The following is a 26,213-nucleotide window of genomic DNA, read 5'->3' as shown; positions in this document are numbered from 1 at the left end:
GGTTAGGCGATGGTGCCGAACGTCGGCTGGCCAACGACCTTGAATTCGAAGTCGTTTTCGTTGCGGGACTTCACATCGCCGCCGATGGCAATCGGGCGGATCTTCGCCACGCCGGTGACCTTGAGCGTTCCGGTCTCGGCGTTGGGCTGGAACTCGAACGGCAGTTCCTGGCCCTTGTGGGTGTTCGCCCAGACGGCCAGCGAGTCAGCGGTGTAGTCGTCCAGGATGGTGCCGCCGATCGTCCAGGTGTAGTCCTCGTCGCCGGCCATCTCTTCGCCGGAGAGCACCGGGATGGGGTCTTCCTCTTCCACGTCCGGGGTCAGGGACGCGGAGCGCAGCTGGGAGGCGAATTCCTCTTCGCTGGCGACTTCACCAAAGGTCAGCGAGCCGGGGCCCAGCTTGTGGGACTTGATAGCCATGGGGTTCTCCTAATCGGAATAGGTGGTGTGCGTGAGCACGTAGCACGGGTATGGGTAGTTGTCAGCAGACTGGAACACGTTTGGTTCCGCGTCGGACGGCATGAGGTCGCTACGCATGAGGGCCAGCAGCAGCGGTTCGAGCGTCTGGACGGCACGGCCTTGGTTATCGAACGGGCCGGCGGCGACGATGGTTTTGAACTCGAATTCTGCGGTGACCGTCGTAAGCGCCGTGATGCGCGGTGGGGGAACCACGATCACGGCGCGGCCTTGGGACAGGCTGTTGGCTGCTGCCGTCGCGTTCTCGGTCACGTCGGCATCCAGCCCCAGCCCGGTGATGAAGTCCACGACTTCGGTAATGGCTTCGTTGAGCATGGGTTATCCAATTCCGGGTCGGAGCCATGGGCGCAGGATGATGTACGCCGATGTGTGTGGGTCGCGCAGGCTCGGCAGCGGCTCGGGGTTGCCGTCGTAGCTATCGAACTGCGGTACGCCGGTTCGGGCCTTGTTGCGTCGCCACAGGTCTGCCGCCGCTTCGAGGATTGCCCGGTCCACCATGGCGGCGGGAACTGTAGAGCCCTTAGTCAGCCTGGTGACAATCTCGGTTGCGGCAGTCAGCTGCTCTTGGAGACGGGTGGCATCCTGGACGGCGTTTGCGCCCGTCTCCGTTGCGAGCTGTTGGATGGTGACCGTCATGGCTAGGCGGCGAAGTTGACCGGCAGGATCGCTTCCGGGAACGGGGTCAGGATCGCCATATCACCGTGCACGCTGAACTGCTTGGTCAGGTTGATGATGTTCTCGTCCTGCAGTCGTGCCGGTGCGCCTGGGGATTCCAGCGTCTTGATCGCTACCGGGTCGTAGAACACGGCGCGGTCGCCGGTCACTCCGGGCAGCAGATCCACGGTGACGTTGGCCAGATCGCCAGAGACTGCGGACAGGTCCAGCCGGCCCACGGTGTTGGTGCCCTGACCGTAGACGGTCATCAGGCGGTGGTCGCCGTCCTTGAGCCGGATCAATTCCTTGAAGATGTCCACGGACACCATAAGGCCCTCGATGGCGAAGCCGGAGTCCTCACGGTTCATCGCAGCATCTACGATCAGGTCCAGCCATTCGTCGGGGGTACGGGTGGCAGCCAGGGTAACGGCAGCGGTGGTGTCAGGATCGCCGGTGTCGTTGAACGCGGCCAGACGGTCGGTGATCACCTGGTTGACCTCGGTGGCCACGGCGGCGTTGGTGACCTTGGCGTAGCGCAGACCGAACGCTTCCAGGGTGGTGTCAATTACGGGGGTGTCGGAACGCTTGACCAGCTGCAGCGACAGGTCGCCGTAACCGCCGTAGGTTTCGACAGGAGCCGAATCGCGCTTGAGGGTGACCTTGCCGAATGGCAGCGGCTCGCCCTCGCCGGCCTGCTTGGCAACGACGGTGCCGTCATCGAGCAGCTGCACGTAGTCCACGTTCATGCCCTTGGCCGGCAGGGTGCCGGTGGTGAACTTGTTGATGATGCGGCGGCGCTGGCCAACCAGCTTGATGAAGTTGCCGACGAAAGTGTCGGTCAGGGCAGCATCGCCGGTGGTGCCGCCGGTGTAGGCGCGCTGCAGTTCGCCGGTGGTGTACTGGCGGTGGAATTCGGCTGCGGACTCGTCGCCGTCGGCGATGGCCTTGACGAACTCGCCCATGCTGCGGAACTGCGGGACGGACGGACCGGATGGGGTGGTGTTCGCCTGGATCAGGGCCATCTGGCGTTCGAGCTTGTCCAGGGTTTCGTTGACCGGGTTCAGGTCGTCGCGGGTCAGGGTGTCAGTTGGCACGGTGTCGCCTTTCGGGGTGTGGGTCTGTGCGGAGCGGACTGCGCTCACGCCGGCGCTGGCGTAAGCAGGGTGGGGAACTAGGGAGAATTCGACGGCGCGCACCTTGGTGTAGGTGATATGTCCCTCGTCATCCTCGCGCCATTCGATGGGCTGGAAGCCGATGGACAGCCGATCAATGGTGCCGTCGCGCAGCATGGTGTATGCGTCGCGGCCAAGGGTGGTGTCGCTGATCTTCGCGTCGAGTTCATAGCCGGCTTCGGTGTCGCGGCCCTCGGTGAGACGGCCGATGATTTCGCCGTGTCGCCAGTAGATCTTCGCGCCGGTTTCGGCCAGCTCTACCGAGCCGGGCGCGAATTCCTCGGAGTGCTTGCCGAACCAATCCATGACTTCGATGCGTTCGCCGTAGGGCACGCCGATGCCGGTAAATTCCATGGCATCGGTGGAGCCGGCGGCGCGCACCTGCGCGGTGCGGATCAGCGGTTCGGTGGGGGCGGTGCGGGTCATGGGGTTGTCTCCACTGGGGTCGGTGCGGGTTCGGTGGCTTTGAGTTCTTCGCGCTGCGCGTCGGTCAGCGGGGCCATGTTCTCGTCGGCGCGGATCTCGTCCACGGTTTTCCAGCGGCCCAGGCTGATGTTGTGCGCTTCGTACCGTGATTTCGTGTCGGAGCGCAGCAGGGTTTCCACGTTGAAGCGGACGGACTGGCCGCGCGGCACTAGCTTGGTTAGGGCCAGTTCGATCTTGCGTAGATAGCCCATGAGCGTGGTTCGGATGAAGTCCTGCCAAGCCTGTTCGACGTTGGTGTAGGTCATCGAGCTGCCCTCTACTGCTGCGAGCATCAGGTGCGGCGGGATGCCGAACAGCCGGGCGATTTTCGTGGTGTCGAACTGCTGCGACTCGATCCACTGCGCGTCCTTGGGGCTAAGCAGGATCGGTTCGTAGCTCAGGCCCTTGCCCAGCACCTTGATGCCGGACGGGTTCGCGTGCTGCGGGATCGGTTCGCCGGTTTCCGGGTCTAGGCCGTTCCACACGTCGCGGTATTGCTTGCCCTCGTCGCCAACCAGATGCTGATCGCTGGACAGGATGCCGGAGGGCTGGCCGGAGCCGTCGAACCACTCGTTCGCGTAACGGCGGGTCAGTGCCGCGCCGGCCAGTTCCTGGCGTGCGGCTTGGATCGGCCCCAGTCCCTTGACCTCGCCGGGCAGCTTCATGCGGGTGATGTGCTGCATGTCGTTGGCCTTGATCGTTTCCCCGCGGTACTGGTATTCGAGCGCGGTGCGGGTTTCATTCCAGCCGACCCACACTTCATGAGGGTTCAGCAAGTCGAGGTTGACCACGTTCAGATCGGGGCCGTACTGCTTGCGCCAGTAGGCGTTGCCGGAGACAACCAGCGAGAGCACACACTGTTCGATGAAGTCGGCCTGATCCATGAACACCGATGGCGACGTGACCAGCGGTGGGCGCTGGGATGCCGGCAGTACTCGCCCGTTGCGTTCCACATCGATGGACAGCTGGATTGCGGCGGTGGAGATGATGTCAATGGCGCGGTACACATCGTGCAAGCTCACGGCATCGGTTTCGCTGATCCACTGGTCAGGGGTGGAGCGGGTGTACGGTGCGGTGATCGAAGTAGAGCGGGATGCCTCAATGACCGCTCGCGCGGCGACGTTGCTGGTCGTGTCCAGCGAGCCGGTGCGTCCTCGGAAGAATTCAGTGAGCCATCCCATGGCATGAAACGCTAGGATGGCTCACTGCGCCCGGCGAAGCCCTCGGACAATTCGACGGCAACGGACGGCAACCGACGGCAAAACTAGAACAGCTGCATGCCGATTTTCTCGGGCAGGTTGTCCACGCCGAAGCTGGACAGGGTGGCCGCTTCGATGGCGCTGATCGAGCCGGTGGACGCGCGCCGACCCCACGCCCATGCCCCGTCGCCGGTGGAGCGTTTCGCGGCGGTGTCCGCTGCGTCGTTCAGTGCCTGGTGCGGACGGTGCAACCATGTCGGCGGGAGCTTGGCCCCGTCCTTGTCCAGGTGGACGATGCCGGAATACACGGCACTGCACGCGCCGGTGTATTGCTTGATCGTCATGTCGATCAGTTTGATGTGCTCGGATTTCACGGCTTTCTCATACAGGTCAGCGGACGGGCCGGCTGAGTCGATGACGGCGTGCGCGTCGAACGTCTGCGAGAGCACTTCGAGGTCATCGAGCACCCATGAGGTGCCGATGGCGTGCTTGATGACTTCGGTTAGCTTGCGCCCGTCGGGTAGCGCCCAGGTGGCGGTGATCGTGGAATCGGTGCCGTCCTTGCCCACGGCAGCGCCTAGGCACATTGGCAGATCTGGCGGGGCCGGGTCAGCGGTGCCAGCGCGTAGCCAATCGGCTTCGGGGATGACGCGGGAAACGGCGCCGGTGCGGCGGTTGCCGTAGGCGCGGGTGAACTCGGGCAGGCCCAGATCGGCCAAGAATCCGTCCATGTCCTCGCGCTCGAATAGCCGGCCTGCGCCGGGGTGGTAGTGGTAGCAGGTGTCTAGGAACTTGCCGACTTCTTCGGGTTCGTCGGCATCGGGGATCTGCACGTCATGCGGGATGCCCCAGTCAAAGAACGCTACCCGGTCGGGCACGTGGGCGCGCAGGGATTTCAGCAGCTCGTTGAGCGCTTCGGATTCGCCGGTACCCTCGGTGGACATGATCCACAGCTGCGGTCGATGCCCGGTCAATTTACGGCGGGTGGTCGTGGTCGGCACGATGGCACCGCGCAGGTGCTGCGCCTGCAGAGCGTCGAACGCCCAGTACTCGTCAATGGTGTTGCGGTCGGACTGCTTCGAGTGCAAAGAATCTTCGGTGGGTGGGTGCGGTGAGAGCGTCGAGCCGGTGAGGAAGCGCAGGGATTGGGCACCGTTCGAGTAGGACGGGTTGCCCAGGCAGCCGATGGGCGACTGCAGGAAAAAGTCATCGACCATTTCGCGCCACTTCGCCGATGCGTGCTGGCCGGTCTGCGCGGTGTACCAAACGCGACGGTTCTTGCCCAGCATGGCGTTCTGGATGCCGGCGGCTGCGTCGAGGGTGGTCTTGCCGGCTTGTCGCTGCACGGTGATTACGACGGTGCTGTAGTAGTAGGTGCCGGTGTCCTCTTCGATTTCGCCGGCTACGTCGGCAACGTACTGCTGCCACGTGAGAAATGGCCAGCCCATGGCGTGGGCTATGGCCCCGGTGTGGTCGCCGTAGGTGGCGCGGGCGTAGTTACGCGGTGTGACGTACCTCGGGTGGTTGAGCTGGTCGAGACTGTAGCGCCTTTGCGAATTCGAGTACGTCAGCTGGGAGCTTGGAAGCGTCATCGGCGGAGGTATCCCCCTTGATCTGGTCTAGTGTGCTTGCGAGCTGCGCGGCTTCATTGGCGACGGCGCGGCCCTTGCGGTTTCCAAGCGTGATGTTGCGGGCAAGATCCATGGCAAGCTCGCCCAGGGCATGAGCCATGTAATCATCGGGGCGCAGCTCGATAGTTTTCGCTACTGCTTTCATTACGCTTTTTTCTAGTGGGCTTAGTGGGAATCCTCCCGAATTTACCCCCGAATTCATGGCGAATAATTCGCCCTGGGGGCCGTCCTGATCAGGCAAAACTCTGCACCTCCTTTTTTTATTTTTATGTTGAAAATGGGGAGAGATGGACAGGGGGCGCGGGGCTTCCTAGGCGTTTCCAGCCAAAAAAACGGGGCGAACGGCGGCGGTTCATTGCGCGATTCCCCAATCACGCGATGGTTGAACCGATGATTGCGATTCGATGGTTTGCGATGCGTGATAGTAACGATCTGCAGCGTGATGAAGCGATGAATCACGTTCGTTGGCGATGCGTTCACGCACGATGCGTTCGCCTGGATCAATCGTGATGATCTGCCAGCCCATCGACTTGTACTCTTGGAGCTGGTCAGGTGATGGCATGGCATGGATGATCCAGATGCTCACGTTCTCGCGTAGCCTGGTGGCCCTGCCGATGGCTGCCTTGCGTGCGCCAATGGCCACGTGCTTGATGTGGTCAGGCACGCGCAGGGCTGGATCCACGGTGCCGGCCACGGTCAGCGCGGCGGTGAGCCGGTCGAGGTCGATCACTACATCGTGTGGGTAGGCGTGCTCTTGAATGTATGCGGCCTTGCCGGCAGCAGGTGGCCCCGTGATGATGCGCACCTGACCGCCTACCTTGCGGTCTTGACGCTTCGAGTTGCACGGCTGGCATGCTGGCCGGAAGTTCTCTAGCTGGTCGCTACCGCCGGCGGCGTACGGGATGATGTGGTCTTTGGTGGTGGCCACCTTGGTGCATCCCGGCAGGCGAAGCCAGCAGGCGCGCCCGTAGTATTCGAGCACCTGCCGGGTCAGTTCGGCAGATGCCCGGCCACCACGCCGCCGCTGCCTACGCACGGGTATGCCAGGTGCTCGTGTAGCAATCCCAGTTCGCACCGTCGAACGGACCATCATGGGTGTTTCGGAAGTGCATTTCTGCACGACGGATGGCGAAGCGCTCATGCTCTAGATTGTGGACTTGCCAAGCGCAGAGCTGGCAGCAAACGTGCCACTGGCGGCGCTGGATCTTGTCGCGCAGATCGGTTAACAAAGTCTTGAGTTTGTGCAGTGTGCTCACAGTGCCGCTTCCTTGTCTTTGGTGGTCTGGTTGGTGCTCTGGGAGTCGAGCCATTGGCGCACGTCCCATGGGGCGTAGCGGATCTTGCCGCGCAGGCGAATGAAGCGTGGCCCCGTGCCGTCCTCGCGCATGGTGCGCACGGTGCGTTCGGAGACTTGCAAGTATTCGGCTAGCTGGTCGCTGGACAGCAGGTTGACGCGTTCGCGCTGCGGCATGGTCACTTGTTCTGTTCCTCCTGGTGGATGATCCACATCTGGGCACGGGCTGCGGTGGTCTGTAGTTGGGCGGCTTCGATGCGGCGTAGGATCGCTGTTTCGGCGTTAACAAGGCCCATCTTTTGTGCGGCTTCGGCATCGGCGTGCAACCGGGTTTCCACGTCGAGATATGCCTGCAGGACTCGGGCGGCGTTGCGCATGCGGAGCGACCATGGCCGGGGCGGTGTGGTGATCATCCGCGCATCACAGCCTTGGCCAGTGCTTCGTTATAGGCTCGGGCGATGATTTCGTAGTCCAGCAGGGCGTTGAGGAACACGGCGTAGGTCTGGGAGCGTGCCCAGGTGCCGGCTTCGTTGTCGCGTTCGGCTTCGTCGTGGTCTACGGCGGCTTCCTGGACGGCCTTGATCGCGGCGGTGTGCTGTGACCGGACTTCGTCCAGGCTGAGCTTTGGTGTTAGAGCCATGAGTGCATCCAATGTGTGTAGGCGGTGATGATGAATTCCCAGAACCATGAACCGATCACGGTCGCTTCTCCTTGTGTCGTGGGCAGATGAAGTATTGCTGGCCTTTGTAGCGGCGGCGTGACATCGTGTGGCATTCGTCGAAGTACATGCACTCGATCATTGGATTGTCGCGACCGGCTTTCACGCAGGCGATGCAGTACTTTTCCCCTGGTATCGGCTTGTGAGTTCCGCATGCCCAGCAGGTGTTCACGTCGCGCGGTCGCACGTACTTGTTGGATGGATTAGCGGTGCTGTTGCTCGGAGCGGTTCCCGGCCCCAGATTGAAGCGGCCTTGCTTGCTGATCGGTATTACGTCGCCCATGTTTTCCGGTGTCCTTTCTTTGATCGGTGCTTGCTTGATTCTGTTTTGTGCCCCGTGCCGGTACTGAGTGCCAGTGTTTGCGTTCCAGCGGGTTCGAGCGAGCACTTTGGGAGGTTCGCTAGATCGGAGCGCGGGGCACGCCTCCATTTCTGGGGACGTACAAAACTGGTGACTTCGGTCGGAACGGCTGAGTCATCACACGGGCACCGGGTGGTGCTTGTATACGCGCACTTTCGTGCCTGCCCGGCATGTTTGCGCACGACGGGCTCTAATCCGTAGGGGCAGCGATACCAGCCGGAGCTGGACGGATGGCCGTGGCAATCTTTTAGGCACGGGGTTTCGACGCCCTCTGACGGCCGATGACCCCGCTAGTTCCCTTGTGCCCATTGGCGGGTTTCGCGTGAGTGAACCAATTTGATGCCGTGGTTCCCGGCTAGTGGTGGGGTTTGGTGTTTTGGACTATCTGGCAACACCTGCCAGTCGCCGTTGTCGGCGTGAGAGCCATCTGAGGTAGCCCCGGATCAGCTGTGCGTAGTCCGCGTCTGTGCGTGGATCTGGTGGGCCGCTCACTTGGTCGACTCCTTGACCAGCTGCTCAATCTCTGAACGATCGAAAACGAACGGGCCATGTGGCCCGTCCAGGCGAGCTAAGGGCTTGATCTTGCCGGAGGATATGCGGCGGCTCAATGTGGACTTGTCCACCTGCAGCAGCGCAGCAGCGCCACCGGAGCCAATAAGGTCCTTAGGTGAAACGCTCCCGTTGGGTGCAATGAATCCAGTCATGCAACACATTGTGCACCATATTCATCGTTGGGTGCAAATCACCTAACGGGCACGGTGCACCGATCGTTGCAAAATGTCGCCCCGAGGTGCAATGATTGATGTATGAGCATTGAACCGATTAGACATGACTTGCTGCGTTTCTCGCAGGGTGACAGGCTGCGTAAATCGCTACAGCTTGCAGATATTACCTCGCAGGAAATGGCTGATTATCTGGAAGTCAGCCGAAACACCGTTTCGCGCTGGATCAATGATGAGCGCGAACCTAACCGTTCATTCGTAAGACTTTGGGCGCTGCGCACCGGCGTTCCGCTGGAATGGATCGAGACTGGAGAGGTTAAAGACGAAACGCCGTCACCAGATGGTGACGGCGTATCGAGCCCCCTGCCGGATTTGAACCGGCGACCTGCTCTTTACGAGGGAGCTGCTCTACCCCTGAGCTAAGGAGGCCTGCGCCTGCAAGCAGGCACTGTGTAACTTTATCCAAGTAGAACTAGCAACGTCAAAACGACGGGCGAATTCGCGCTGCCAATTAGCAGACGGTGCCCGCTTCGGGGACCTTGCCGTCAATCAGGTAGCCGTCCACGGCGTCGGTGATGCACTGGTTGGAGCGTCCGTACGCGGTGTGGCCGTGGCCCTCGTAGGTCAGCAAGGTGGCGTTCTGAAGCTGTTCGGCCAGCGACTGCGACCAGGCGTAGGGAGTGGCCGGGTCGCCGGTGGTGCCGACCACCAGGATCTGATTGGACCCCGGAGCGTCCAGCGACTCGGGCTGGCCGGTGGCCTTGTAGCTCCACTTGTCGCAGGTGAGCTCGCCGTAGGCCAAGTACTTGCCGATCGTCGGGGAGGCCTCTTCCAGCGCCTTGGCGTCAGCCTCCATGGCCTGCTCGCTCGCGTCCATCGGGCGGTCCAGGCAGTTGACTGCGGTGAACGCATCGGTCGAGTTGGATCCGTAGCTGCCGTCTTCCTGGCGGTCGGCGGACAGGTCGGAGAAGTACAGGATCTGGTCCACGTCGCCCTGCATGGCCGCGGCCATGCCCTGGGTCAGGTACGGCCAGTTCATGTCGTCGTACAGCGGGATGATGAAGCCGTTGATGAAGTCGATGATCGGCACGGTGCGCCCGTCCGAAGACTCCAGCGGCTGCTCTTCGATGCGCGCGAAGAAGTCCTGCAGCTGGGTTTTGGCCTCGTCGAGATTTCCGGTGAACGGGCAGTTCTCGCCTTCAAGGCAGTTCTGCAGCCAGGCGTCGATCTCGCCTTCGAAGCCCTGGGCCTGGGCCAGGGTCATTTGCTGCGCTGTGGCCAGCGGGTCCATGGCGCCGTCCAGCACGAACCGGCCGACCTTCTGCGGGAAGAGATCGGCGTAGGTGGAGCCGAGGAAGGTGCCATAGGAGTAGCCCAGGTAGTCAAGCTGGGTGTCGCCGAGCACGGCGCGGATGATGTCCATGTCCTTGGCCGCGGAGACGGTGTCCACATGCCCGAGCAGGTCTCCGGTGTTTTCCGCGCAGTCCTTGGCGTAGTCCTCGGTATCGGCCTCGACCTCGTCGCGGTCCGCCGGATCCCAGGCCTTGAGGTTCTCCTGGCGGCTAGCGTCGATTTCCTTGTCGGTTTGGCAGGTCACCGGGGTGCTCTGCCCCACGCCGCGGGGATCGAAGCCGATGATGTTGTAGGCACGCTGCAGGTCGTTGCTGAGCATCAGCTGGACCGATTCGGCGACCATGTCCAGCCCCGAGCCGCCCGGGCCTCCGGGGTTGACCAGCAGGTTGCCCTGCGCGCCGTCGACGGCGCGGCGGTTCAGCGCCAGCATGATGCTGTCCTTTTCCGGTGCGGCGTAGTCCAGCGGGACCTCGATGTCAGCGCATTCGATGGTGCTGCCGCACTTTTCCCAATCAACCTGCTGGGTGTAGTACTGCTGAAGTGCAGGTACCTCGGTCTTCGTGGCGTCGGCTGCGTTGCCCTCGCCGTCTTCGCCGGAGGTCGGCGCACAGGCGGTCAATCCCAGGGCGAGCGCGGCGGCCGTGGCGGACAGGCGGTACAGGTTGCGTCGTGCGGACAAGATGGTGGTCTCCTTGGGGGTGGATGCGCAGTCCGGGTGGGGGAATCCGGGAAGCTAGCGGCGGCCGGGGTTCTGCAGCAGCCGGGCCATGAGGGCCTCGAGCGCCATGAGCTGGTTGACGTTGGCGGCGATGCGCCGGCGGGTTTCATCGATCGCGTCGATCTGCGACAGGGTCTTTTCGCGGCTCTGGTGGGCGGCGAAGGCGTTGAGCTTCTCGCGCAGGTGCTCGTTGACCAGCTCGACCTGGGTGTGCAGCTGCAGGCTGAGCACGTCGCGGAAGAAAGTGGTCAGGTCCGTCAGGGTGCGGTCGATGGCATCGAAGCTGGCGCGCCGGGCGAAGCGCTTGGCGTTCTCTTCCAGCTCGCGGAACTGCCCGCGCAGCCCGGCGGGGATGTTCTCCTCCTCGCCCAGGCCGTTGGCCTTGCGCAGCTCGGCGACCTTGTGCTGCAGGTCGGCGCCGGTGATGTGCTCGGCGCGCTCGGCCGACAGCTTCGAGATCTCCGCGGCGGCCTCCATGGCCTGCGGCAGGGTGGTCACGCGCAAAGGCAGGGTGACGACCTTCTCGCGCTGGATGCGGGCCTGTTCGTCGCGGGCCAGCAGGCGGGCCACGCCGATGTGCGACTGCGAGGCGCGGGCGGCGAAGCGCGCCAGTTCCAGGTCCAGTCCGTCGCGGCGGACCAGCAGCTGGGCGACCTCTTCGGTGGAGGGGATGGACAGGTTCACTGCGCGGCAGCGCGAGCGGATGGTGACCAGCACGTCGGCCGGGGACGGCGCGCACAGGATCCAGATCATGTTCGCCGGTGGTTCCTCGATGGCCTTGAGCATCACGTTGCCGCTGCGCTCAGACATGCGGTCGGCGTCTTCGATGATGATGATGCGCCAGCGGGCCTGGGACGCCTTGTCCTGGGCCTGGGTGATGATCTCCCGCACGTCCCTGACCTGGTACTCGAACTTCTCGGTCGAGATGAAGGTGACATCCGGGTGCTTGCCGGCAACGACGCTGACGCAGGTGGGGCAGGCGCCGCAGCCGGCGGGGGATTGGGTGCACTGCAGCGCCGCGGCGAAGGCGCGTGCGGCGGTGGTGCGCCCGGAACCCGGGGGACCGGTGAACAGCCATGCGTGGGTGGGGTCGCCCTGGTCGACCTGCTCGGTCAGCGTGGTGATGACACGCTGCTGGCCTGCCAGGTCCGCGAAGACCGGGCGGATCACAGCAGGTCCTCCAGACGCGCGGTGATCTGCGCCTGCAGCTGCTCGATGCCCTGGTTGGCGTCGAGCACCAGGTAGCGTTCCGGCGACTTGGCGGCCAGGTCCGCGAAGGCGGTGCGGATGCGGTTGTGGAAGGCATCCGGCTCGGATTCCAGCCGGTCCGATTCCTCGACGCCGCCGGTGCCGGCGATGCGCCGGGAACGGCCGTCGGCCGCGGAGATGTCCAGCAGGATGGTGGCGTCCGGGGCCAGGCCGCCGGTGGCGAAATTGTTGATGGACGCGACAGCCTCCACGCCGAGCTCGCGCCCCACGCCCTGGTAGGCCAGGGAGGAATCGACAAAACGGTCGCAGACCACGTGGGTGCCGGCTTCCAGCGCCGGGATGATGACCTGCTGGACGTGGGCCGCGCGGGCCGCGGCGTACATCAGGGCCTCGGTTCGGGCGTCGATCTCTCCGTGCCCGTGCTCCAGCACCAGGGCGCGCAGCTCCTCGCTGATCTGCGTGCCGCCCGGTTCGCGGGTGGTCAGCACGGTGGCGTTGCGCTCCCGCAGCCACTGGCTGGTGCGCTGGACCTGGGTGGACTTGCCGGCGCCGTCGCCGCCTTCAAAGACAATGAACAGGCCGCGGGCAGGGGCGGACGAATCGATACTCACCCCACTAGCCTAACGAACCTGCCTGTGGATCCCGTGCGACGAAATGAAGTGAAACGCTTCGGGACGCAGACAAACGCCAGGCGTAATCTGGTGGATATGACCAACCCCGCAGAATCCGCCGCCCCTGTTGCCTCTTGGGATCCCAAGACTTTGATCGTTGCCGGGGGACGTCCGGCCCATGGGCTGGACGCTCCGGTCAACCACCCGGTGACCTTCACCTCCACCTACCACTCGCAGGGGATCGCCGCTGCAGGCGAAAAGGTCTACGCGCGGTTCTCGAACCCCACCTGGGATCCCTTCGAGCAGGTGCTCGGCGCGCTGGAGCGCTCCGAGCTGCCGGCGCTGGTGTTCTCCTCCGGCATGGCGGCGATCGCCGCGGCGCTGAGCCTGGTGCCCGAGGGCGGGACCATGGTGCTGCCGGCCCACTCCTACAACGGCACGCTGGGCCTGGCCAAGGAACTGGAAACTGCCGGGCGCTTCACCCTGCGCGCGGTGGACGTCGCCGACACCGAGCAGGTGCTCGGCGCGCTGCAGGGCGCGGACGTGCTGTGGCTGGAATCTCCCACCAACCCGATGCTGGAAGTCGCCGAGCTTCCGGCGCTGCTGGCCGCCGCCAAGGCGCAGGGCGTGCTGGGCATCGTGGACAACACCTTCGCCACCCCGCTGTTGCAGCGGCCGCTGGAACTGGGCGCGGACCTCGTGGTGCACTCGGTGACAAAATATCTGTCGGGGCATTCGGATGTCATCATGGGCGCGCTGGCCACCCGCGACGAAACGCTGCACACCAAGCTGCACGGCTACCGCACCCTGCACGGTGCGATCGCCTCCCCGATGGACGTCTTCCTGGCGCTGCGCGGGGTGCGCACCATGGCCGTCAGGCTGGAGCGCTCGCAGGTCAACAGCCAGCTGCTCGCCGAGCGCCTGGCCGCGCACCCGAAGGTCAATGTGGTGCGCTATCCGGGCCTGCCGCAGGATCCCGGCCATGCGCGAGCCAGTGAGCTGATGGACGGCTTCGGCTCGGTCATCGCCTTCGAAGTCGGGTCCGCCGCGCAGGAGGCGGATGCGGTGGTCGCGGGCTTCGGCCTGATCACCGCGGCCACCTCGCTGGGCGGGGTTGAAACCCTGGCTGAACGCCGTGCCCGGCACGCCTCGGAGCCGGCCACTGTCCCGGCGAACCTGATCCGCCTTTCGGTGGGCATCGAGGACGTGGAAGACCTGTGGAACGACCTGTCCCAGGCGCTGGAACGGATCTGAGGCCAGCTCGGATATCAGTCGCGTGGCATGTGAAGCGCGGAGCACGAGTCGACGGTAAGGTGAAAACATGCAATTCATGAATCTTGCGTTCCTGATCGAGGCCTACATGCTGCGCGCCCTCGGGATTGTCATCCTGGTGCTGGCCGTCTGGGCAGTGGTTGATTGCCTGCGCCACCCGGCAGACCGCTTCGCCCAGGAGGGCAAGCGCACCAAGGGCTTCTGGACCGCGCTGACCGTCGGCAGTGCCGTGGTCGCGGCGTTGTCCGTGCTCAGCGCCGGCAGCGGCGGATTCCTCCAGCTGATCGGCGCCTGCGTCGCCTGCGTCTACCTGGCCGACGTGAAGCCCGCAGTGAGCGGCAAAGGCGGCGGCTGGTACAACTACTAGCCCGGTCCTCCGGCGAAGTTTTCGGCTCAACCCGGGTCGCAGCATGTAATACATGTCGCGGCCCGGGTTTTGCGTTCGGCGGTAACGTTCAGCCGGAGATGCCCCGCCATTGGATAAGATGGAAATCATGAGCCACACTTTGATTTTGCTTCGCCACGGACAGAGCGAATGGAACGAAAAGAACCTTTTCACCGGTTGGTACGACGTGTCGCTGACCGAAAAGGGTCGCGCAGAGGCCGCCCGCGGCGGCCAGCTGCTGGCCGAGGCAGGCTACAAGCCTGAGGTTCTGCACACCTCGCTGCTGACCCGCGCCATCGTCACCGCGAACCTGGCGCTGGAAGCCGCCGGGCGTTCGTGGATCCCGGTCAACCGCGACTGGCGCCTGAACGAGCGCCACTACGGTGCGCTGCAGGGCAAGGACAAGGCCCAGACCCTGGCCGAATTCGGCGAGGACCAGTTCATGCAGTGGCGCCGCAGCTACGACACCCCGCCGCCGGCGCTGGCCGACGACTCCGAGTTCAGCCAGATCGGCGACGAGCGTTACGCCGCATTGGGCGACGACGCACCGCGCACCGAATGCCTCAAGGACGTCCTCGAGCGCCTGCTGCCGTACTGGGAGAACAACATCAAGGCCGACCTGTCCGCAGGCAAGACCGTCATGGTGACCGCGCACGGCAACTCGCTGCGCGCACTGGTCAAGCACCTGGACGGCATCAGCGACGAGGACATCGCCGGACTGAACATCCCGACCGGCATCCCGCTGGTGTATGAACTGGACGACAACTTCCAGCCGATCACTGCCGGCGGAACCTACCTGGATCCAGAAGCCGCGGCTGACGCCATCAAGGCAGTCGCCAACCAGGGCCGCTAGCCAACCCGGCTTTTCGGCGGCACCGCCCCGGCCAGCTCCCACAAGCTTGGCCAGCGGTGCCGCCGTTGCTGTTTAACGGGAGGTTGCCATGAAATCTCCGGCTGTGAGCGAAACCATGACTAAGGATTGTCTTTTTGGTATTACTATGCTGTAATCTCCTATTTCGAATAGGCTCAATGGCTCACGTTAGGAATGCAATTCGTGGCAACTGATTACGACGAAGTCCGCCCGGACGTTGCCGAGGCGCGCAAGGCTTCTCTGGACGCGGTTAAGTCCGCCAACGCACCAGACGCCAAGTCCGTGGTGCGCGAGCTCGACGAAACCGATCACACCGACGGCATGGACCTGCCAGGTGCAGACCTGTCCAACGAGGAACTGACCGTTACGGTCATTCCGCAGAAAGACGACGAATTCATCTGTGGTTCGTGCTTCCTGATCCGCCACCGTTCACAGCTTGTACGTGAAGAGGGCAATGTAGGATTCTGCGTCGAGTGCGAAGGCTAAGCCTTCCCTAGACGCCGTGCTCTGCGAATGCGCAGAACACATTGACGGTAGAGGCCAACCGCCGAGGTGGCCTCTACAGTCGTTTAAGCCGGATTTCCGGGCCGCGTCAGGGGCTTGCCGTCGATTAAGCCAGGACGCCGCGGGCGCCGGGGAATTCTCCCCGGCGCCCGCGGCGTTCAAGCTGGTTTGGTGCGCCTAGACCTCTGACGGATCCCATTCACCGGTCACCAGGTAGGTGACCTTGCGGGCGACGGAGACGCCGTGGTCGCCGAAGCGCTCCAGATAGCGGCTGGTCAGCGACACGTCGACGGTGGTCGGCGCATTCGCGGTCCAGGCCTCGTCGGCCACCTGGGTGAACACGCTGGCGTGGAGGGCGTCCAAGCGGTGGTTCAGTTCGATGATGTCGCGGGCAATCTGCAGGTCGCGGGTGTCAAGGAGCTTCGCGACGGCCTCGGCGATCTGGATGTCGAGTTGGGCCATTTGCGAGAAGGTGCCGGTGATTTCCGATGGCAACGCACGGCTCGGGAAACGAAGGCGGGTCAACTGGGCCAGGTGGCGGGCCAGGTCTCCCATGCGTTCCAGCGAGGCGCTCATGCGCAGCGAGCCGACGATCATGCGCAGGTCCGAAGCCACCGGACCCTGCAGCGCGAGGGTGTCGATGGCGCGCTCATCAAGCTGGTTCTGCAGGAAGTCGATCTTTGCATCGGCGGCGATCACTTCCTGGGCCAGCTCCACATCGGCGTTGGCCAGCGATTCCCACGCCCGGTCCATGGCGACGGCAACCTGGTTCGCCATCTCGATCAGCTCTTCGCCGATCTGCTGCAGATCGGCCTGAAATACCTTGCGCACGTAATATTCCCTTTCAAGGTTCGGAAGGTGCTCACGCCCGCGTGAACATGGTTCTGTTTTCGGGCATGGCGGAGGGTCTGAATCCAGAATGCCAGCGGGTGATTAACGATTATTCCCGGAAAGGTGAACGTTTGGTGAACAGCGCGCCGAAATGGCTGTTTTCGCGTCATCTGCGGACAAAAGTCCCATGGATGAAAGATAGTCTAAAGATGTGAACGAAGTAATCTCGATCTTGATTGCCGCGGTGCTCGGTTTGGCGCTGGGAGTCGTGGGCATCTTGGCCTTCCGGTTCTCGCAAAGCCGCACCGCCCGGCTGCCCGAGGTCGACGAGCCAGTCTTGCCGGAAGGCGCCGCCGCGGTGCTCTCCGTGATCGGGCGCGCCTTCGTCATCCTCGACGACGTCGACGGAGTGGTCCGCGCCAACCCCGCTTCCTACGCCTACGGCCTGGTCCGCGGGCACACCCTGGTGCACGACGAGCTGCTGGCGCTGGTGCGCCAGGTACGCGCCGACGGCGTGATCGCCGAAAGCCAGTACGAGCTGCAGCGCGCGACCCTGGGTGCCGGGCAGCTGATCGTGCATGTGCGCGTGGCCCCGCTGGGGGACGAGTACATCCTGCTGCTGGCCGACGACCGCACCGAGATCACCCGCACCGAGGCGATGCGCAACGACTTCGTCGCGAACGTCTCGCATGAATTGAAGACCCCGGTCGGCGCGATCTCGCTGCTGGCCGAGGCGATCAGCGAAGCTGCCGACGACCCGCAGGCGGTGCTGCGCTTCTCGACGCGCATGGGCAAGGAATCACGGCGCCTGGCAGCCTTGGTGCAGGACATCATCGAGCTTTCGCGGCTGCAGTCCAGCGACGCGATCACCCACGGCCGCGAGTTCCAGCTCGCCCCGGTCATCGCCGAAGCGGTGGACCGCAACAAGCTGCTCGCAGAGGAAAAGGGCATCACCGTCTCGGTGGGCGGCAGCCTGGAGGAAGAGCTCCACGGGGATCCGGATCTGCTGATGACCGCGTTGCGCAACCTGATCGACAATGCGATCCGCTACTCCCCGCCGAACACCACCGTGGGCGTGGGGGTGCGGCAACGCGACGGCTACGCCCAGATTTCCGTGACCGACCAGGGCCCCGGCATTTCAGCGGAGGACCAGGAACGCGTATTCGAGCGCTTCTACCGCGTGGACGGCGCCCGCTCGCGCCAGACCGGCGGCACCGGGCTGGGCCTGAGCATTGTCAAGCACGTGCTGGCCAACCACGGCGGCGAGGTGTCGCTGTGGTCGCAGCCGGGCCAGGGCTCCACGTTCACACTCAGACTTCCCATGATGGATGAAGAACCGGCTGCAGCGCTTGAGCCGGCCGCAGATATGAAGAAGAAACAAGCGGTTGCCGCGTCTGCGGAAGACCGTGAAGGAGGACGCCGATGACCCGCATCTTGATTGTCGAGGACGAGGAATCGCTTTCGGACCCGCTGTCCTATTTGCTGGAGCGGGAGGGATTCGAGGTCAGGGTCGCCGACGACGGGATTGTCGCGGTGAGCGAGTTCGAACGCCATGGCGCGGACCTGGTCCTGCTGGATTTGATGCTCCCCGGCCAGCCCGGCACCGAGGTGATCCGCCAGATCCGCCTGAACAGCCAGGTTCCGGTCATCATGCTCACCGCCAAGGACTCGGAGATCGACAAGGTGGTCGGCCTGGAGCTGGGCGCCGACGACTACGTCACCAAGCCGTACTCCTCGCGCGAGCTGCTGGCCCGCATCCGGGCAGTACTGCGCCGCCAGGGCGAAAGCGAAGAGCTGGTCAGCAACGTGGTGACCGCCGGCCCGGTGCGCATGGACGTGGAGCGCCACATCGTGTCGGTCAACAACGCCGAGGTGGCCATGCCGCTGAAGGAGTTCGAACTGCTGGAAATGCTGCTGCGCAATGCCGGACGCGTGCTGACCCGCGGCCAGCTGATCGACCGCGTCTGGGGCAGCGACTACGTGGGCGACACGAAGACCCTGGACGTGCACGTCAAGCGCCTGCGCTCGAAGATCGAAGGCGACCCGGCGGCGCCGGAACTGCTGGTGACCGTGCGCGGCCTGGGATACAAGTTCGTGGCCTAGCAGGAACTGCCCTGCCGGGAGCCGCTGCGGGCGGCGGCCGTCGGCAAGCAGAAAACCCCGGCGGTGCCTCACTGTGCAGTGGGCGCCGCCGGGGTTCGTCTGTTCTGAAGCCTAGTGTCCGGACTCGGACTTAGGGCTTGGAACCAGGTGCTCGTTGGTGCTTGCCTCGTAGCCGCCCGGAACGAAGTCGCGGTATTCGGCCAGGGTTCCGTCAACCACTGGAACCGAGAAGTCTACGGTCGTGCCGGACACGGTGAACTTGGTGTCGGCGTGCTGGCCGGCCATGATGCCCAGGTCGCTGATGACGGTCTTGTTCTTCTCGTCTTCCAGCTTGGTCTGGCCCTCGGCGGCCACCTTGACGGTTACAGGCGAGGCGTTGCCGGCCTTGATCTGAAGGCTCAGGTCGGACTTGCCGTCGTTGACGACGGTGCCGATCAGGCGAGCGTCGGTGGCCTCGGCGTTGGTCACGAACATCAGGTTGCGGACCTCGGCATCGGCAACGTCGACGTTGATTCCGTCGCTGGCTGCGTAGTCGATATCGGTGGCCTGCTGGTTGATGGCGCCACAGCTGGTGACACCGAATGCCAGGGCAGCCACAGCGAGGGACGCGGCAACGCGGCGTCCAACGGTCATGCGTGCGGTGATCACGACACTAACTCCTCGGTGAGAATAATGAGATGCTTCGGTTCGCGGCCGCGTGAAACGGTCGGCACCAAAGGATCAGTGCAGACAGCCGTATTGACCACGATTACCTCTAAGCCTAGCCGTTTTTTGGTCAAAGACGCGATTTAGCGACGTGCAACACACACTTTTCGACAGCTTGTAGACAAGTTGCCCGATGGGGAAAGGGTCAGGTGGGCAACGTGCACACTCTTTTCATACCACGTTCCTCCGGCGATTGGAAGAGGGAATTCCGCATGATTTCGCGGTTATTCGGGGCACGGTGGAACCGGCGTCCGCGCCAGACATGGTAGACTGGAAGGTGGGAAAGGGGTTTATCCACATGGTTTTTGAGGTTGGCGAGACTGTTGTCTACCCGCACCACGGCGCTGCAACGATCGAGGAGATCAAGCTGCGCAAGATCAAGGGCGAAGAGAAAATGTATCTCAAGCTTCGCGTAGCTCAGGGAGACCTGACTATCGAAGTTCCCGCCGACAAGATTGATCTGGTTGGCGTGCGAGACGTGGTAGATCCGGAGGGCTTGAACCATGTGTTCGATGTCCTGCGTGCTGAATTCACCGAAGAGCCGACCAACTGGTCGCGCCGTTACAAGGCGAACGTTGAGAAGCTTGCTTCCGGTGACGTCATCAAGGTGGCTGAGGTTGTCCGCGACCTGTGGCGCCGCGAGAACGACCGAGGCCTCTCCGCTGGCGAGAAGCGCATGCTGGCCAAGGCGCGCCAGGTCCTGATCAGCGAAATGGCGCTGGCCAAGGATCTCGACGAGACCAAGGCCGAGGGGTTGCTGGACGAGGTTCTGGCTTCCGCCTAGGAAGAATCACCTGACAACACCGCGGGGCGCATCATGCGCACCCGCGGTTTTGCATTTAACCCGACGGCCGGTGGCCGTCGCTCGGGCGCGATAAGCTCTTCCCTGTGAACCAAGTGAAACAGCGCAACGCATCGGTGATCCTGGTGGCCGCGGGAATGGGCACCCGGCTGGGCGCCGGAATCCCCAAGGCCCGGGTGGAAATCGCCGGCAAATCCCTGGCCGAGCACGCGGTGGACCGCATCCTGGAAGTGCCCGGGATTCGCGAGGTCATCGTGGTGACCCCGCCCGATGACGACCGCCTGGCCGAAGCGCTGCGTGGCTACCCCGATTCGGTGCGCACCGCCCCCGGCGGCTCGAGCCGCGCCGGATCCGTGCGCAACGGGCTGGCTCAGGTCTGTCCGGATGCCGAGCTCATCCTCGTCCACGATGCCGCCCGCGCCTTCGCCCCCGCCGCGTTGTTCCAGCGGGTGCTGGAGCAGCTGGAAGTTCCCGGCTGCGACGCGGCCATCCCCGCGCTGCCCGTCACCGACACCATTTCAGTCGTCGCTACGGACCCTGCCGGCAGCGAGCTGGTGGTCCAGACCCCCGACCGCTCGACCCTGCGCGCGGTGCAGACCCCGCAGGGATTCAGTGCCGCCACGCTGCGCGAAGCGCACGCCGGGCTCGGGACGCTGAGCGAAGAGCAGCTCGCTGCGGTCACCGACGACGCCTCGATCGTCCGCGCCGCCGGCGGCGCGGTCCATGTGGTGGCAGGGGACGCCCGGGCGCTGAAGGTCACCCACCCGGATGACCTGGCCGCCGCCGAACAGCTGGCCGCCGCAACCACCGAAGCACCCCACAGGAATGAGCCCCAGGACATGCTGCTGCCCCGCGTCGGCACCGGGATCGACATCCACGCCGTAAGCACCGACCCGGAGCGCGAAATGTGGCTGGCCGGGCTGTACTTCCCGGAAGACATCGGGCTGTCAGGGCACTCCGACGGCGACGCCGTGGCCCATGCCGCCTGCGATGCACTGTTCTCCGCCAGCGGCATCGGGGACCTGGGGACCCACTTCGGCGTCGACCGCCCGGAGTTCGCCGGGGCCAGCGGCGTCAGCCTGCTCACCGAAGCGGCGCGCCTGGTCCGCGAGGCAGGATTTGAGATCGGTAACATCGCGGTGCAGTTCGTCGGGCGGCGCCCGCGCTTCGGCGCACGCCGCGAGGAAGCCAACCGCGTGCTCTCCGCGGCGGCCGGAGCACCGGTGAGCATTACCGCCACCACCAGCGACGGGCTGGGATATGAAGGCGCCGGGGAAGGCATCACCGCCTACGCGACCGCACTGGTCTACGAACGCCCGTAGGCTCCATCCCGGAAGCTGGCGGGGCGGCGCTCAGCGCGGCGAGCTCCAAGCCCCGCACGCAAGCGGCAGGTTCTTCGGATAACCTTAAACCGTGAGCCTGCGATTCTATGACACCAAATCCGCTTCCGTACGCGACTTCCAGCCACTGACCGACGGTGAAGTGAAGCTGTACTACTGCGGCGCCACCGTGCAGGGCATGCCGCACGTGGGGCACGTGCGCAGCGCCATCGTCTTCGACGTGCTGGTGCGCTGGCTCGAGTACCGCGGCTTCGCGGTCACCACGGTGCGCAACGTGACGGATATTGAAGACAAGATCCTGGAAAAGTCGGCGAACTCCTTCGCCGAGGATTTCACCGCCGACGAGTACTACACGCCGCGCGAAGAATGGTTCGCGCTGGGCTACCGGTTCGAGCAGGAATTCGCCCGCGCCTACGAGACGCTGGGCGTGCGCCGCCCGACCTACGAGCCCCGCGCCACCGGCCACATCACCGAGATGCACGAGCTGATCCAGCTGCTGATCGACCGCGGCCACGCCTACCCGGCCACCGACGGCTCCGGGGACGTGTACTTCGACGTGCGTTCCTATCCGCAGTACGGCGCGCTGACCCGCCAGAACATCGACGACATGCAAGCGGCCACCGACGCGGATCCGCGCGGCAAGCGCGACCCGCGGGACTTCGCGCTGTGGAAGGGGCACAAGGACACCGATCCACTCACCGCGTCCTGGCCGAGCCCCTGGGGACGCGGACGCCCGGGCTGGCATCTTGAATGCTCCGCCATGGCCACCAAGTACCTCGGCACCCACTTCGACATCCACGGCGGCGGGCTGGACCTGCGTTTCCCGCACCACGAGAACGAGCTGGCGCAGTCCGCGGCCGCCGGCCACGGCTTCGCCAACTACTGGATGCACAACGGCATGGTCACCTACGAGGGCGAAAAGATGTCCAAGTCGGTGGGCAACACCATCTCCCCGCAAGAGATGCTGGAGCTGGCCGACGCCCGCGTGGTGCGCTACTTCCTGGGCCAGGCGCAGTACCGCTCCATGCTGGACTACCGCCCGGACTCCTTGACGGAGGCCGGCGCCGCGGTGGAGCGCATCGACACCTTCATCTCCAACGCCCGATACCGGCTGGGCGAGGCCGCCCAGGCCATCACCGCCACGCACGTGCCGCAGGCGTTCGGCGCCGCGATGGACGACGACCTGAATGTGCCGATGGCGCTGGCCTCGCTGCATGAGACGGTCCGCCACGGCAACGCCTCGCTGGACGCGCATGAGGACGGCGCGGTGGCCGAGGCGCTGGGCCAGGTACTGGCGATGACCCGGGTTCTGGGGCTGGACGACGCCCGCCAGGACACCGGAGCCGCGGCCTCGGCCGAACATCAGGTGCTTGACACGCTGATCCAGGCGCAGCTGGCTGAACGAGCCGAAGCCCGCGCCGCCAAGGACTGGGCCCGCTCGGATGCCATCCGCGACGCGCTGGCCTCCGCCGGAATCACCGTAGTTGATTCAGCGGACGGCGCCCGCTGGACCCTCGAGAACTAAAACGACTTCAAACCAAAGGACAAGCAGATGAGCAAGAAGGGCCCAACCAAGGGTAGTGGCGGTAAGGGACGCAGTTCCCTCAAGGGCAAGGGCCCGACCCCCAAGGCGGAAGACCGCCCGTACCACAAGGCCTACCGCAACAAGCAGCTGGCCGAGCGTTCGGCTGCCAAGCGGACCGAGAACAAGCGCACCGACCGCATCCGCGTTAACGCCGAATACGTCACCGGGCGCAACTCCGTGGTCGAAGCGCTGCGCGCCGGCATTCCGGCCAAGGCGTTGCACGTTGCCATCCGCATCGACGTTGACGACCGCGTCCGCGATTCCCTGAAGCTGGCCGCAGAGCAGGGCATCCCGCTGATGGAAGCCTCCAAGACCGAGCTCGACCGCATGACCGACGGAGCGATCCACCAGGGCCTGGCCCTGCAGATCCCTTCGTACGAGTACAAGGATGCAGTCCAGCTGGCGACCAAGGTCGTCAAGGACTACGAAAAGGGCTACCGCACCGCGCAGCCGCTGCTTCTAGCCCTGGACGGCATTACCGATCCGCGCAACCTGGGCGCCATCGTGCGTTCGGCTTCCGCCTTCGGCGCCGACGGCGTGATCATCCCCGAGCGCCGCAGCGTCGGCATGACCGCTTCGGCCTGGAAGACCAGTGCCGGCGCAGCAGTCCGCGTCCCGGTGGCCAAGTGCACCAACCTCACCAATGCCCTGAAGGAAATCAAGGCCGCAGGCATCTTCGTGATCGGCCTGGACGCCGGCGGCGACATGCAGCTGCCGAACTTCGAACTGGCAACCGGTCCGCTGTGCATCGTGGTGGGCTCCGAAGGCAAGGGCCTGTCCCGGCTGGTCCGCGAGCACTGCGATGCGATCGTCTCGATCCCGATCAACTCCGCCATGGAATCGCTGAACGCGTCGATGGCGGTGGGCATCTCGCTGTACGAGGTCTCGCGACTGCGTGCAGAAGAAGCCAAGTAACTGCATCCCTGACCGATAAGGCTGTAATCCGCGCACTGAAATGCGCAGATTACAGCCTTATTGCGCTAAGTGAGCCGCTTCATAAACATGTTTTTTGGGATAATTCCGGGAATTTAAGCCTGTTTGAGCGGGGAAATCCCCGGAATCATGCGGAATTCCCGTCTCCTATCCGGGGAATAGGCCGATTTTGCGTGGGGGCGCAGGGCGTGTAAAGTTTTATCTCGTGCCGCTGACACGGACCGAACGGAAACGGACGGGAAGTCAACGCGAAGCGAACAGGCTTGGAACGTCGAGTTGACACTGGTCAACGAGGTGGTAAGCTTGAAAAGTTGCTCCGGAGCGAAGCAGTTCGAACCCTTTGGGTTCGGGATGCGGTGTCGAGAGTGTTTGTTGTTTGAGAACTCAATAGTGTGCCAAGTTTGTTGATACCAAATTATTTTTTGTTTGGTGAATACGAAACATTTTGCTTGGGATGATGCACCCCCGTGTGTTGTTCCGAGTGTTTTTATTCGCCAGGATTTCATCACCACGTGTGGCCCCGTCTTTTTCCGGTGGGGTTGTGGTGGCTTTTTGTTTTTTTATGGAGAGTTTGATCCTGGCTCAGGATGAACGCTGGCGGCGTGCTTAACACATGCAAGTCGAACGATGAAGCCCAGCTTGCTGGGTGGATTAGTGGCGAACGGGTGAGTAACACGTGAGTAACCTGCCCCTGACTCTGGGATAAGCCCGGGAAACTGGGTCTAATACCGGATATGACTTTTGACCGCATGGTTGAGGGTGGAAAGATTTATCGGTTGGGGATGGACTCGCGGCCTATCAGCTTGTTGGTGAGGTAATGGCTCACCAAGGCGACGACGGGTAGCCGGCCTGAGAGGGTGACCGGCCACACTGGGACTGAGACACGGCCCAGACTCCTACGGGAGGCAGCAGTGGGGAATATTGCACAATGGGCGCAAGCCTGATGCAGCGACGCCGCGTGAGGGATGACGGCCTTCGGGTTGTAAACCTCTTTCAGTAGGGAAGAAGCGAAAGTGACGGTACCTGCAGAAGAAGCGCCGGCTAACTACGTGCCAGCAGCCGCGGTAATACGTAGGGCGCAAGCGTTATCCGGATTTATTGGGCGTAAAGAGCTCGTAGGCGGTTTGTCGCGTCTATCGTGAAAGTCCGAGGCTCAACCTCGGATCTGCGGTGGGTACGGGCAGACTAGAGTGATGTAGGGGAGACTGGAATTCCTGGTGTAGCGGTGAAATGCGCAGATATCAGGAGGAACACCGATGGCGAAGGCAGGTCTCTGGGCATTTACTGACGCTGAGGAGCGAAAGCATGGGGAGCGAACAGGATTAGATACCCTGGTAGTCCATGCCGTAAACGTTGGGCACTAGGTGTGGGGGACATTCCACGTTTTCCGCGCCGTAGCTAACGCATTAAGTGCCCCGCCTGGGGAGTACGGCCGCAAGGCTAAAACTCAAAGGAATTGACGGGGGCCCGCACAAGCGGCGGAGCATGCGGATTAATTCGATGCAACGCGAAGAACCTTACCAAGGCTTGACATGTTCCAGATCGCCTCAGAGATGGGGTTTCCCTTCGGGGCTGGTTCACAGGTGGTGCATGGTTGTCGTCAGCTCGTGTCGTGAGATGTTGGGTTAAGTCCCGCAACGAGCGCAACCCTCGTTCCATGTTGCCAGCGGGTTATGCCGGGGACTCATGGGAGACTGCCGGGGTCAACTCGGAGGAAGGTGGGGATGACGTCAAATCATCATGCCCCTTATGTCTTGGGCTTCACGCATGCTACAATGGCCGGTACAATGGGTTGCGATACTGTGAGGTGGAGCTAATCCCTAAAAGCCGGTCTCAGTTCGGATTGGGGTCTGCAACTCGACCCCATGAAGTCGGAGTCGCTAGTAATCGCAGATCAGCAACGCTGCGGTGAATACGTTCCCGGGCCTTGTACACACCGCCCGTCAAGTCACGAAAGTTGGTAACACCCGAAGCCGATGGCCTAACCACCTTGTGTGGGGGGAGTCGTCGAAGGTGGGACTGGCGATTGGGACTAAGTCGTAACAAGGTAGCCGTACCGGAAGGTGCGGCTGGATCACCTCCTTTCTAAGGAGCTAACCAGTTTTGGTTGCCCATGTCTGTGCCCGAGTGTGGTGCAGGTGGGTTGCTCGAGGGTGGAATGTCAATGAACTCAACACCGGGAAACGGGTTTTCGAGGGCGATCGTGTGGTTGTTTTCGGGGGTTCGGGTGTTGGCATGGTTTGTGTTGTGTGGCGTGTGTGGTTTAGTACGCAGTGCCGGCCCTCTTGTGGGGTTGGTG

At 63.5% G+C, this 26,213-nt stretch carries 29 protein-coding genes, 1 tRNA gene, 1 rRNA gene and 1 pseudogene; 12 read left to right on the top strand and 20 right to left on the bottom strand.

The window, feature by feature from the left end:
• Window positions 1-2: 2 nt before the first annotated feature.
• The 14 genes from ATC04_RS15620 to ATC04_RS15560 all read right to left on the bottom strand — a co-directional run bounded on the left by ATC04_RS15620 (window position 3) and on the right by ATC04_RS15560 (window position 8,674).
• On the bottom strand, window positions 3-419 hold the full coding sequence (locus ATC04_RS15620; RefSeq protein ID WP_047117940.1) for a hypothetical protein: 417 nt from the start codon (window positions 417-419) through the stop codon (window positions 3-5).
• A 9-nt stretch (window positions 420-428) separates the two neighbouring features.
• Entirely contained in the window at window positions 429-791 is a 363-nt protein-coding gene (locus ATC04_RS15615; protein WP_047117939.1) for a hypothetical protein, read from the bottom strand.
• A 3-nt stretch (window positions 792-794) separates the two neighbouring features.
• Window positions 795-1,112, bottom strand: coding sequence for a hypothetical protein (locus tag ATC04_RS15610; RefSeq protein ID WP_047117938.1), 318 nt, complete (start codon window positions 1,110-1,112; stop codon window positions 795-797).
• 2 nt (window positions 1,113-1,114) lie between these two features.
• Window positions 1,115-2,728, bottom strand: coding sequence for an HK97 family phage prohead protease (locus tag ATC04_RS15605; protein ID WP_047117937.1), 1,614 nt, complete (start codon window positions 2,726-2,728; stop codon window positions 1,115-1,117).
• Entirely contained in the window at window positions 2,725-3,948 is a 1,224-nt protein-coding gene (locus ATC04_RS15600) for a phage portal protein (protein ID WP_052772190.1), read from the bottom strand. Before ATC04_RS15600 ends, ATC04_RS15605 begins: the two co-directional genes overlap by 4 nt.
• An 83-nt stretch (window positions 3,949-4,031) precedes the next feature.
• Window positions 4,032-5,414 (bottom strand): hypothetical protein, encoded by a 1,383-nt coding sequence (locus ATC04_RS15595; RefSeq protein WP_047117936.1) that lies wholly within the window; start codon window positions 5,412-5,414, stop codon window positions 4,032-4,034.
• Window positions 5,415-5,463: 49 nt separating this feature from the next.
• Entirely contained in the window at window positions 5,464-5,742 is a 279-nt protein-coding gene (locus ATC04_RS15590; protein WP_047117935.1) for a hypothetical protein, read from the bottom strand.
• Window positions 5,743-5,949: 207 nt separating this feature from the next.
• Window positions 5,950-6,525 carry an HNH endonuclease gene (locus ATC04_RS15585; RefSeq protein WP_160309064.1) on the bottom strand — a complete coding sequence of 192 codons (576 nt, stop codon included), beginning with the start codon at window positions 6,523-6,525 and terminating at the stop codon, window positions 5,950-5,952.
• 100 nt (window positions 6,526-6,625) lie between these two features.
• Complete coding sequence (locus tag ATC04_RS19760; protein ID WP_047117934.1) at window positions 6,626-6,853, bottom strand: hypothetical protein; 228 nt, start codon at window positions 6,851-6,853, stop codon at window positions 6,626-6,628.
• Window positions 6,850-7,068, bottom strand: coding sequence for a helix-turn-helix domain-containing protein (locus ATC04_RS15575; protein ID WP_231736118.1), 219 nt, complete (start codon window positions 7,066-7,068; stop codon window positions 6,850-6,852). The genes ATC04_RS19760 and ATC04_RS15575 overlap by 4 nt, the downstream gene beginning before the upstream one ends.
• A gap of 2 nt (window positions 7,069-7,070) precedes the next feature.
• On the bottom strand, window positions 7,071-7,268 hold the full coding sequence (locus ATC04_RS15570; protein WP_047117932.1) for a hypothetical protein: 198 nt from the start codon (window positions 7,266-7,268) through the stop codon (window positions 7,071-7,073).
• 32 nt (window positions 7,269-7,300) lie between these two features.
• A complete protein-coding gene (locus ATC04_RS15565; protein WP_047117931.1) occupies window positions 7,301-7,531 on the bottom strand; it encodes a hypothetical protein in 231 nt (76 codons plus the stop codon).
• A gap of 55 nt (window positions 7,532-7,586) precedes the next feature.
• Window positions 7,587-7,892, bottom strand: a complete 306-nt coding sequence (locus ATC04_RS19505; RefSeq protein ID WP_152666754.1) for a hypothetical protein — start codon at window positions 7,890-7,892, stop codon at window positions 7,587-7,589.
• A gap of 566 nt (window positions 7,893-8,458) precedes the next feature.
• Window positions 8,459-8,674 carry a hypothetical protein gene (locus ATC04_RS15560; RefSeq protein ID WP_047117930.1) on the bottom strand — a complete coding sequence of 72 codons (216 nt, stop codon included), beginning with the start codon at window positions 8,672-8,674 and terminating at the stop codon, window positions 8,459-8,461.
• A gap of 102 nt (window positions 8,675-8,776) precedes the next feature.
• Between ATC04_RS15560 and ATC04_RS20120 the strand changes: the two are divergent.
• Window positions 8,777-8,995, top strand: a pseudogene (locus tag ATC04_RS20120) (helix-turn-helix transcriptional regulator); the annotation flags it as partial.
• Window positions 8,996-9,049: 54 nt separating this feature from the next.
• On the opposite strand, the gene ATC04_RS15555 reads toward ATC04_RS20120, so the two are convergent.
• From ATC04_RS15555 to tmk, 4 genes are all read right to left on the bottom strand, one after another.
• Window positions 9,050-9,121: transfer RNA gene (locus ATC04_RS15555), tRNA-Thr, on the bottom strand.
• 82 nt (window positions 9,122-9,203) lie between these two features.
• Window positions 9,204-10,724, bottom strand: coding sequence for an alpha/beta hydrolase (locus tag ATC04_RS15550; RefSeq protein WP_231736003.1), 1,521 nt, complete (start codon window positions 10,722-10,724; stop codon window positions 9,204-9,206).
• A gap of 54 nt (window positions 10,725-10,778) precedes the next feature.
• Window positions 10,779-11,933: a DNA polymerase III subunit delta' gene (locus ATC04_RS15545; RefSeq protein ID WP_047117929.1), complete on the bottom strand. Its 1,155-nt coding sequence runs from the start codon at window positions 11,931-11,933 to the stop codon at window positions 10,779-10,781.
• Window positions 11,930-12,583 carry a dTMP kinase gene (gene tmk, locus ATC04_RS15540; protein WP_047117928.1) on the bottom strand — a complete coding sequence of 218 codons (654 nt, stop codon included), beginning with the start codon at window positions 12,581-12,583 and terminating at the stop codon, window positions 11,930-11,932. The genes ATC04_RS15545 and tmk overlap by 4 nt, the downstream gene beginning before the upstream one ends.
• Window positions 12,584-12,679: 96 nt before the next feature.
• Between tmk and ATC04_RS15535 the strand changes: the two genes are divergently transcribed.
• From ATC04_RS15535 to ATC04_RS15520, 4 genes are all read left to right on the top strand, one after another.
• A complete protein-coding gene (locus ATC04_RS15535; protein ID WP_047117927.1) occupies window positions 12,680-13,837 on the top strand; it encodes a PLP-dependent transferase in 1,158 nt (385 codons plus the stop codon).
• Between the two features lie 67 nt (window positions 13,838-13,904).
• Window positions 13,905-14,222 carry a DUF2516 family protein gene (locus tag ATC04_RS15530; protein ID WP_052772188.1) on the top strand — a complete coding sequence of 106 codons (318 nt, stop codon included), beginning with the start codon at window positions 13,905-13,907 and terminating at the stop codon, window positions 14,220-14,222.
• 127 nt (window positions 14,223-14,349) lie between these two features.
• Window positions 14,350-15,093, top strand: a complete 744-nt coding sequence (locus tag ATC04_RS15525; protein ID WP_047118194.1) for a phosphoglyceromutase — start codon at window positions 14,350-14,352, stop codon at window positions 15,091-15,093.
• A 201-nt stretch (window positions 15,094-15,294) separates the two neighbouring features.
• Window positions 15,295-15,597: a DUF4193 domain-containing protein gene (locus ATC04_RS15520; protein ID WP_038993831.1), complete on the top strand. Its 303-nt coding sequence runs from the start codon at window positions 15,295-15,297 to the stop codon at window positions 15,595-15,597.
• A gap of 195 nt (window positions 15,598-15,792) precedes the next feature.
• Here ATC04_RS15520 and phoU read toward each other — a convergent pair whose 3' ends face one another.
• Window positions 15,793-16,446 (bottom strand): phosphate signaling complex protein PhoU, encoded by a 654-nt coding sequence (phoU, locus tag ATC04_RS15515; protein WP_047117926.1) that lies wholly within the window; start codon window positions 16,444-16,446, stop codon window positions 15,793-15,795.
• A gap of 211 nt (window positions 16,447-16,657) precedes the next feature.
• Here phoU and ATC04_RS15510 point away from each other — a divergent pair, with 211 nt between their 5' ends.
• A complete protein-coding gene (locus ATC04_RS15510) occupies window positions 16,658-17,872 on the top strand; it encodes an ATP-binding protein (protein ID WP_047117925.1) in 1,215 nt (404 codons plus the stop codon).
• A complete protein-coding gene (locus tag ATC04_RS15505; protein WP_047117924.1) occupies window positions 17,869-18,549 on the top strand; it encodes a response regulator transcription factor in 681 nt (226 codons plus the stop codon). Before ATC04_RS15510 ends, ATC04_RS15505 begins: the two co-directional genes overlap by 4 nt.
• A 111-nt stretch (window positions 18,550-18,660) precedes the next feature.
• Here the strand turns inward: ATC04_RS15505 and ATC04_RS15500 are convergent, their stop codons facing one another.
• Window positions 18,661-19,197, bottom strand: coding sequence for a hypothetical protein (locus ATC04_RS15500; RefSeq protein ID WP_047117923.1), 537 nt, complete (start codon window positions 19,195-19,197; stop codon window positions 18,661-18,663).
• Between the two features lie 355 nt (window positions 19,198-19,552).
• Between ATC04_RS15500 and ATC04_RS15495 the strand changes: the two genes are divergently transcribed.
• The 5 genes from ATC04_RS15495 to ATC04_RS15475 all read left to right on the top strand — a co-directional run bounded on the left by ATC04_RS15495 (window position 19,553) and on the right by ATC04_RS15475 (window position 25,999).
• Window positions 19,553-20,038 carry a CarD family transcriptional regulator gene (locus tag ATC04_RS15495; protein ID WP_047117922.1) on the top strand — a complete coding sequence of 162 codons (486 nt, stop codon included), beginning with the start codon at window positions 19,553-19,555 and terminating at the stop codon, window positions 20,036-20,038.
• 104 nt (window positions 20,039-20,142) lie between these two features.
• The gene (ispD, locus tag ATC04_RS15490) at window positions 20,143-21,378 is read left to right on the top strand and encodes a 2-C-methyl-D-erythritol 4-phosphate cytidylyltransferase (RefSeq protein WP_047117921.1); all 1,236 of its coding nucleotides are present in this window, start codon (window positions 20,143-20,145) and stop codon (window positions 21,376-21,378) included.
• Between the two features lie 91 nt (window positions 21,379-21,469).
• Window positions 21,470-22,921, top strand: a complete 1,452-nt coding sequence (gene cysS / locus ATC04_RS15485) for a cysteine--tRNA ligase (RefSeq protein ID WP_047117920.1) — start codon at window positions 21,470-21,472, stop codon at window positions 22,919-22,921.
• A gap of 27 nt (window positions 22,922-22,948) precedes the next feature.
• Entirely contained in the window at window positions 22,949-23,896 is a 948-nt protein-coding gene (gene rlmB / locus ATC04_RS15480; protein WP_047117919.1) for a 23S rRNA (guanosine(2251)-2'-O)-methyltransferase RlmB, read from the top strand.
• 577 nt (window positions 23,897-24,473) lie between these two features.
• Window positions 24,474-25,999 (top strand): 16S ribosomal RNA (locus ATC04_RS15475).
• Window positions 26,000-26,213 lie beyond the last annotated feature (214 nt).

It is taken from the genome of Arthrobacter sp. YC-RL1, assembly GCF_001454985.1.
Taxonomy (GTDB): domain Bacteria; phylum Actinomycetota; class Actinomycetes; order Actinomycetales; family Micrococcaceae; genus Glutamicibacter; species Glutamicibacter soli.
Note: the sequence above shows the minus strand (reverse complement) of the source record. Positions and strands in the feature narration are given on the sequence as shown.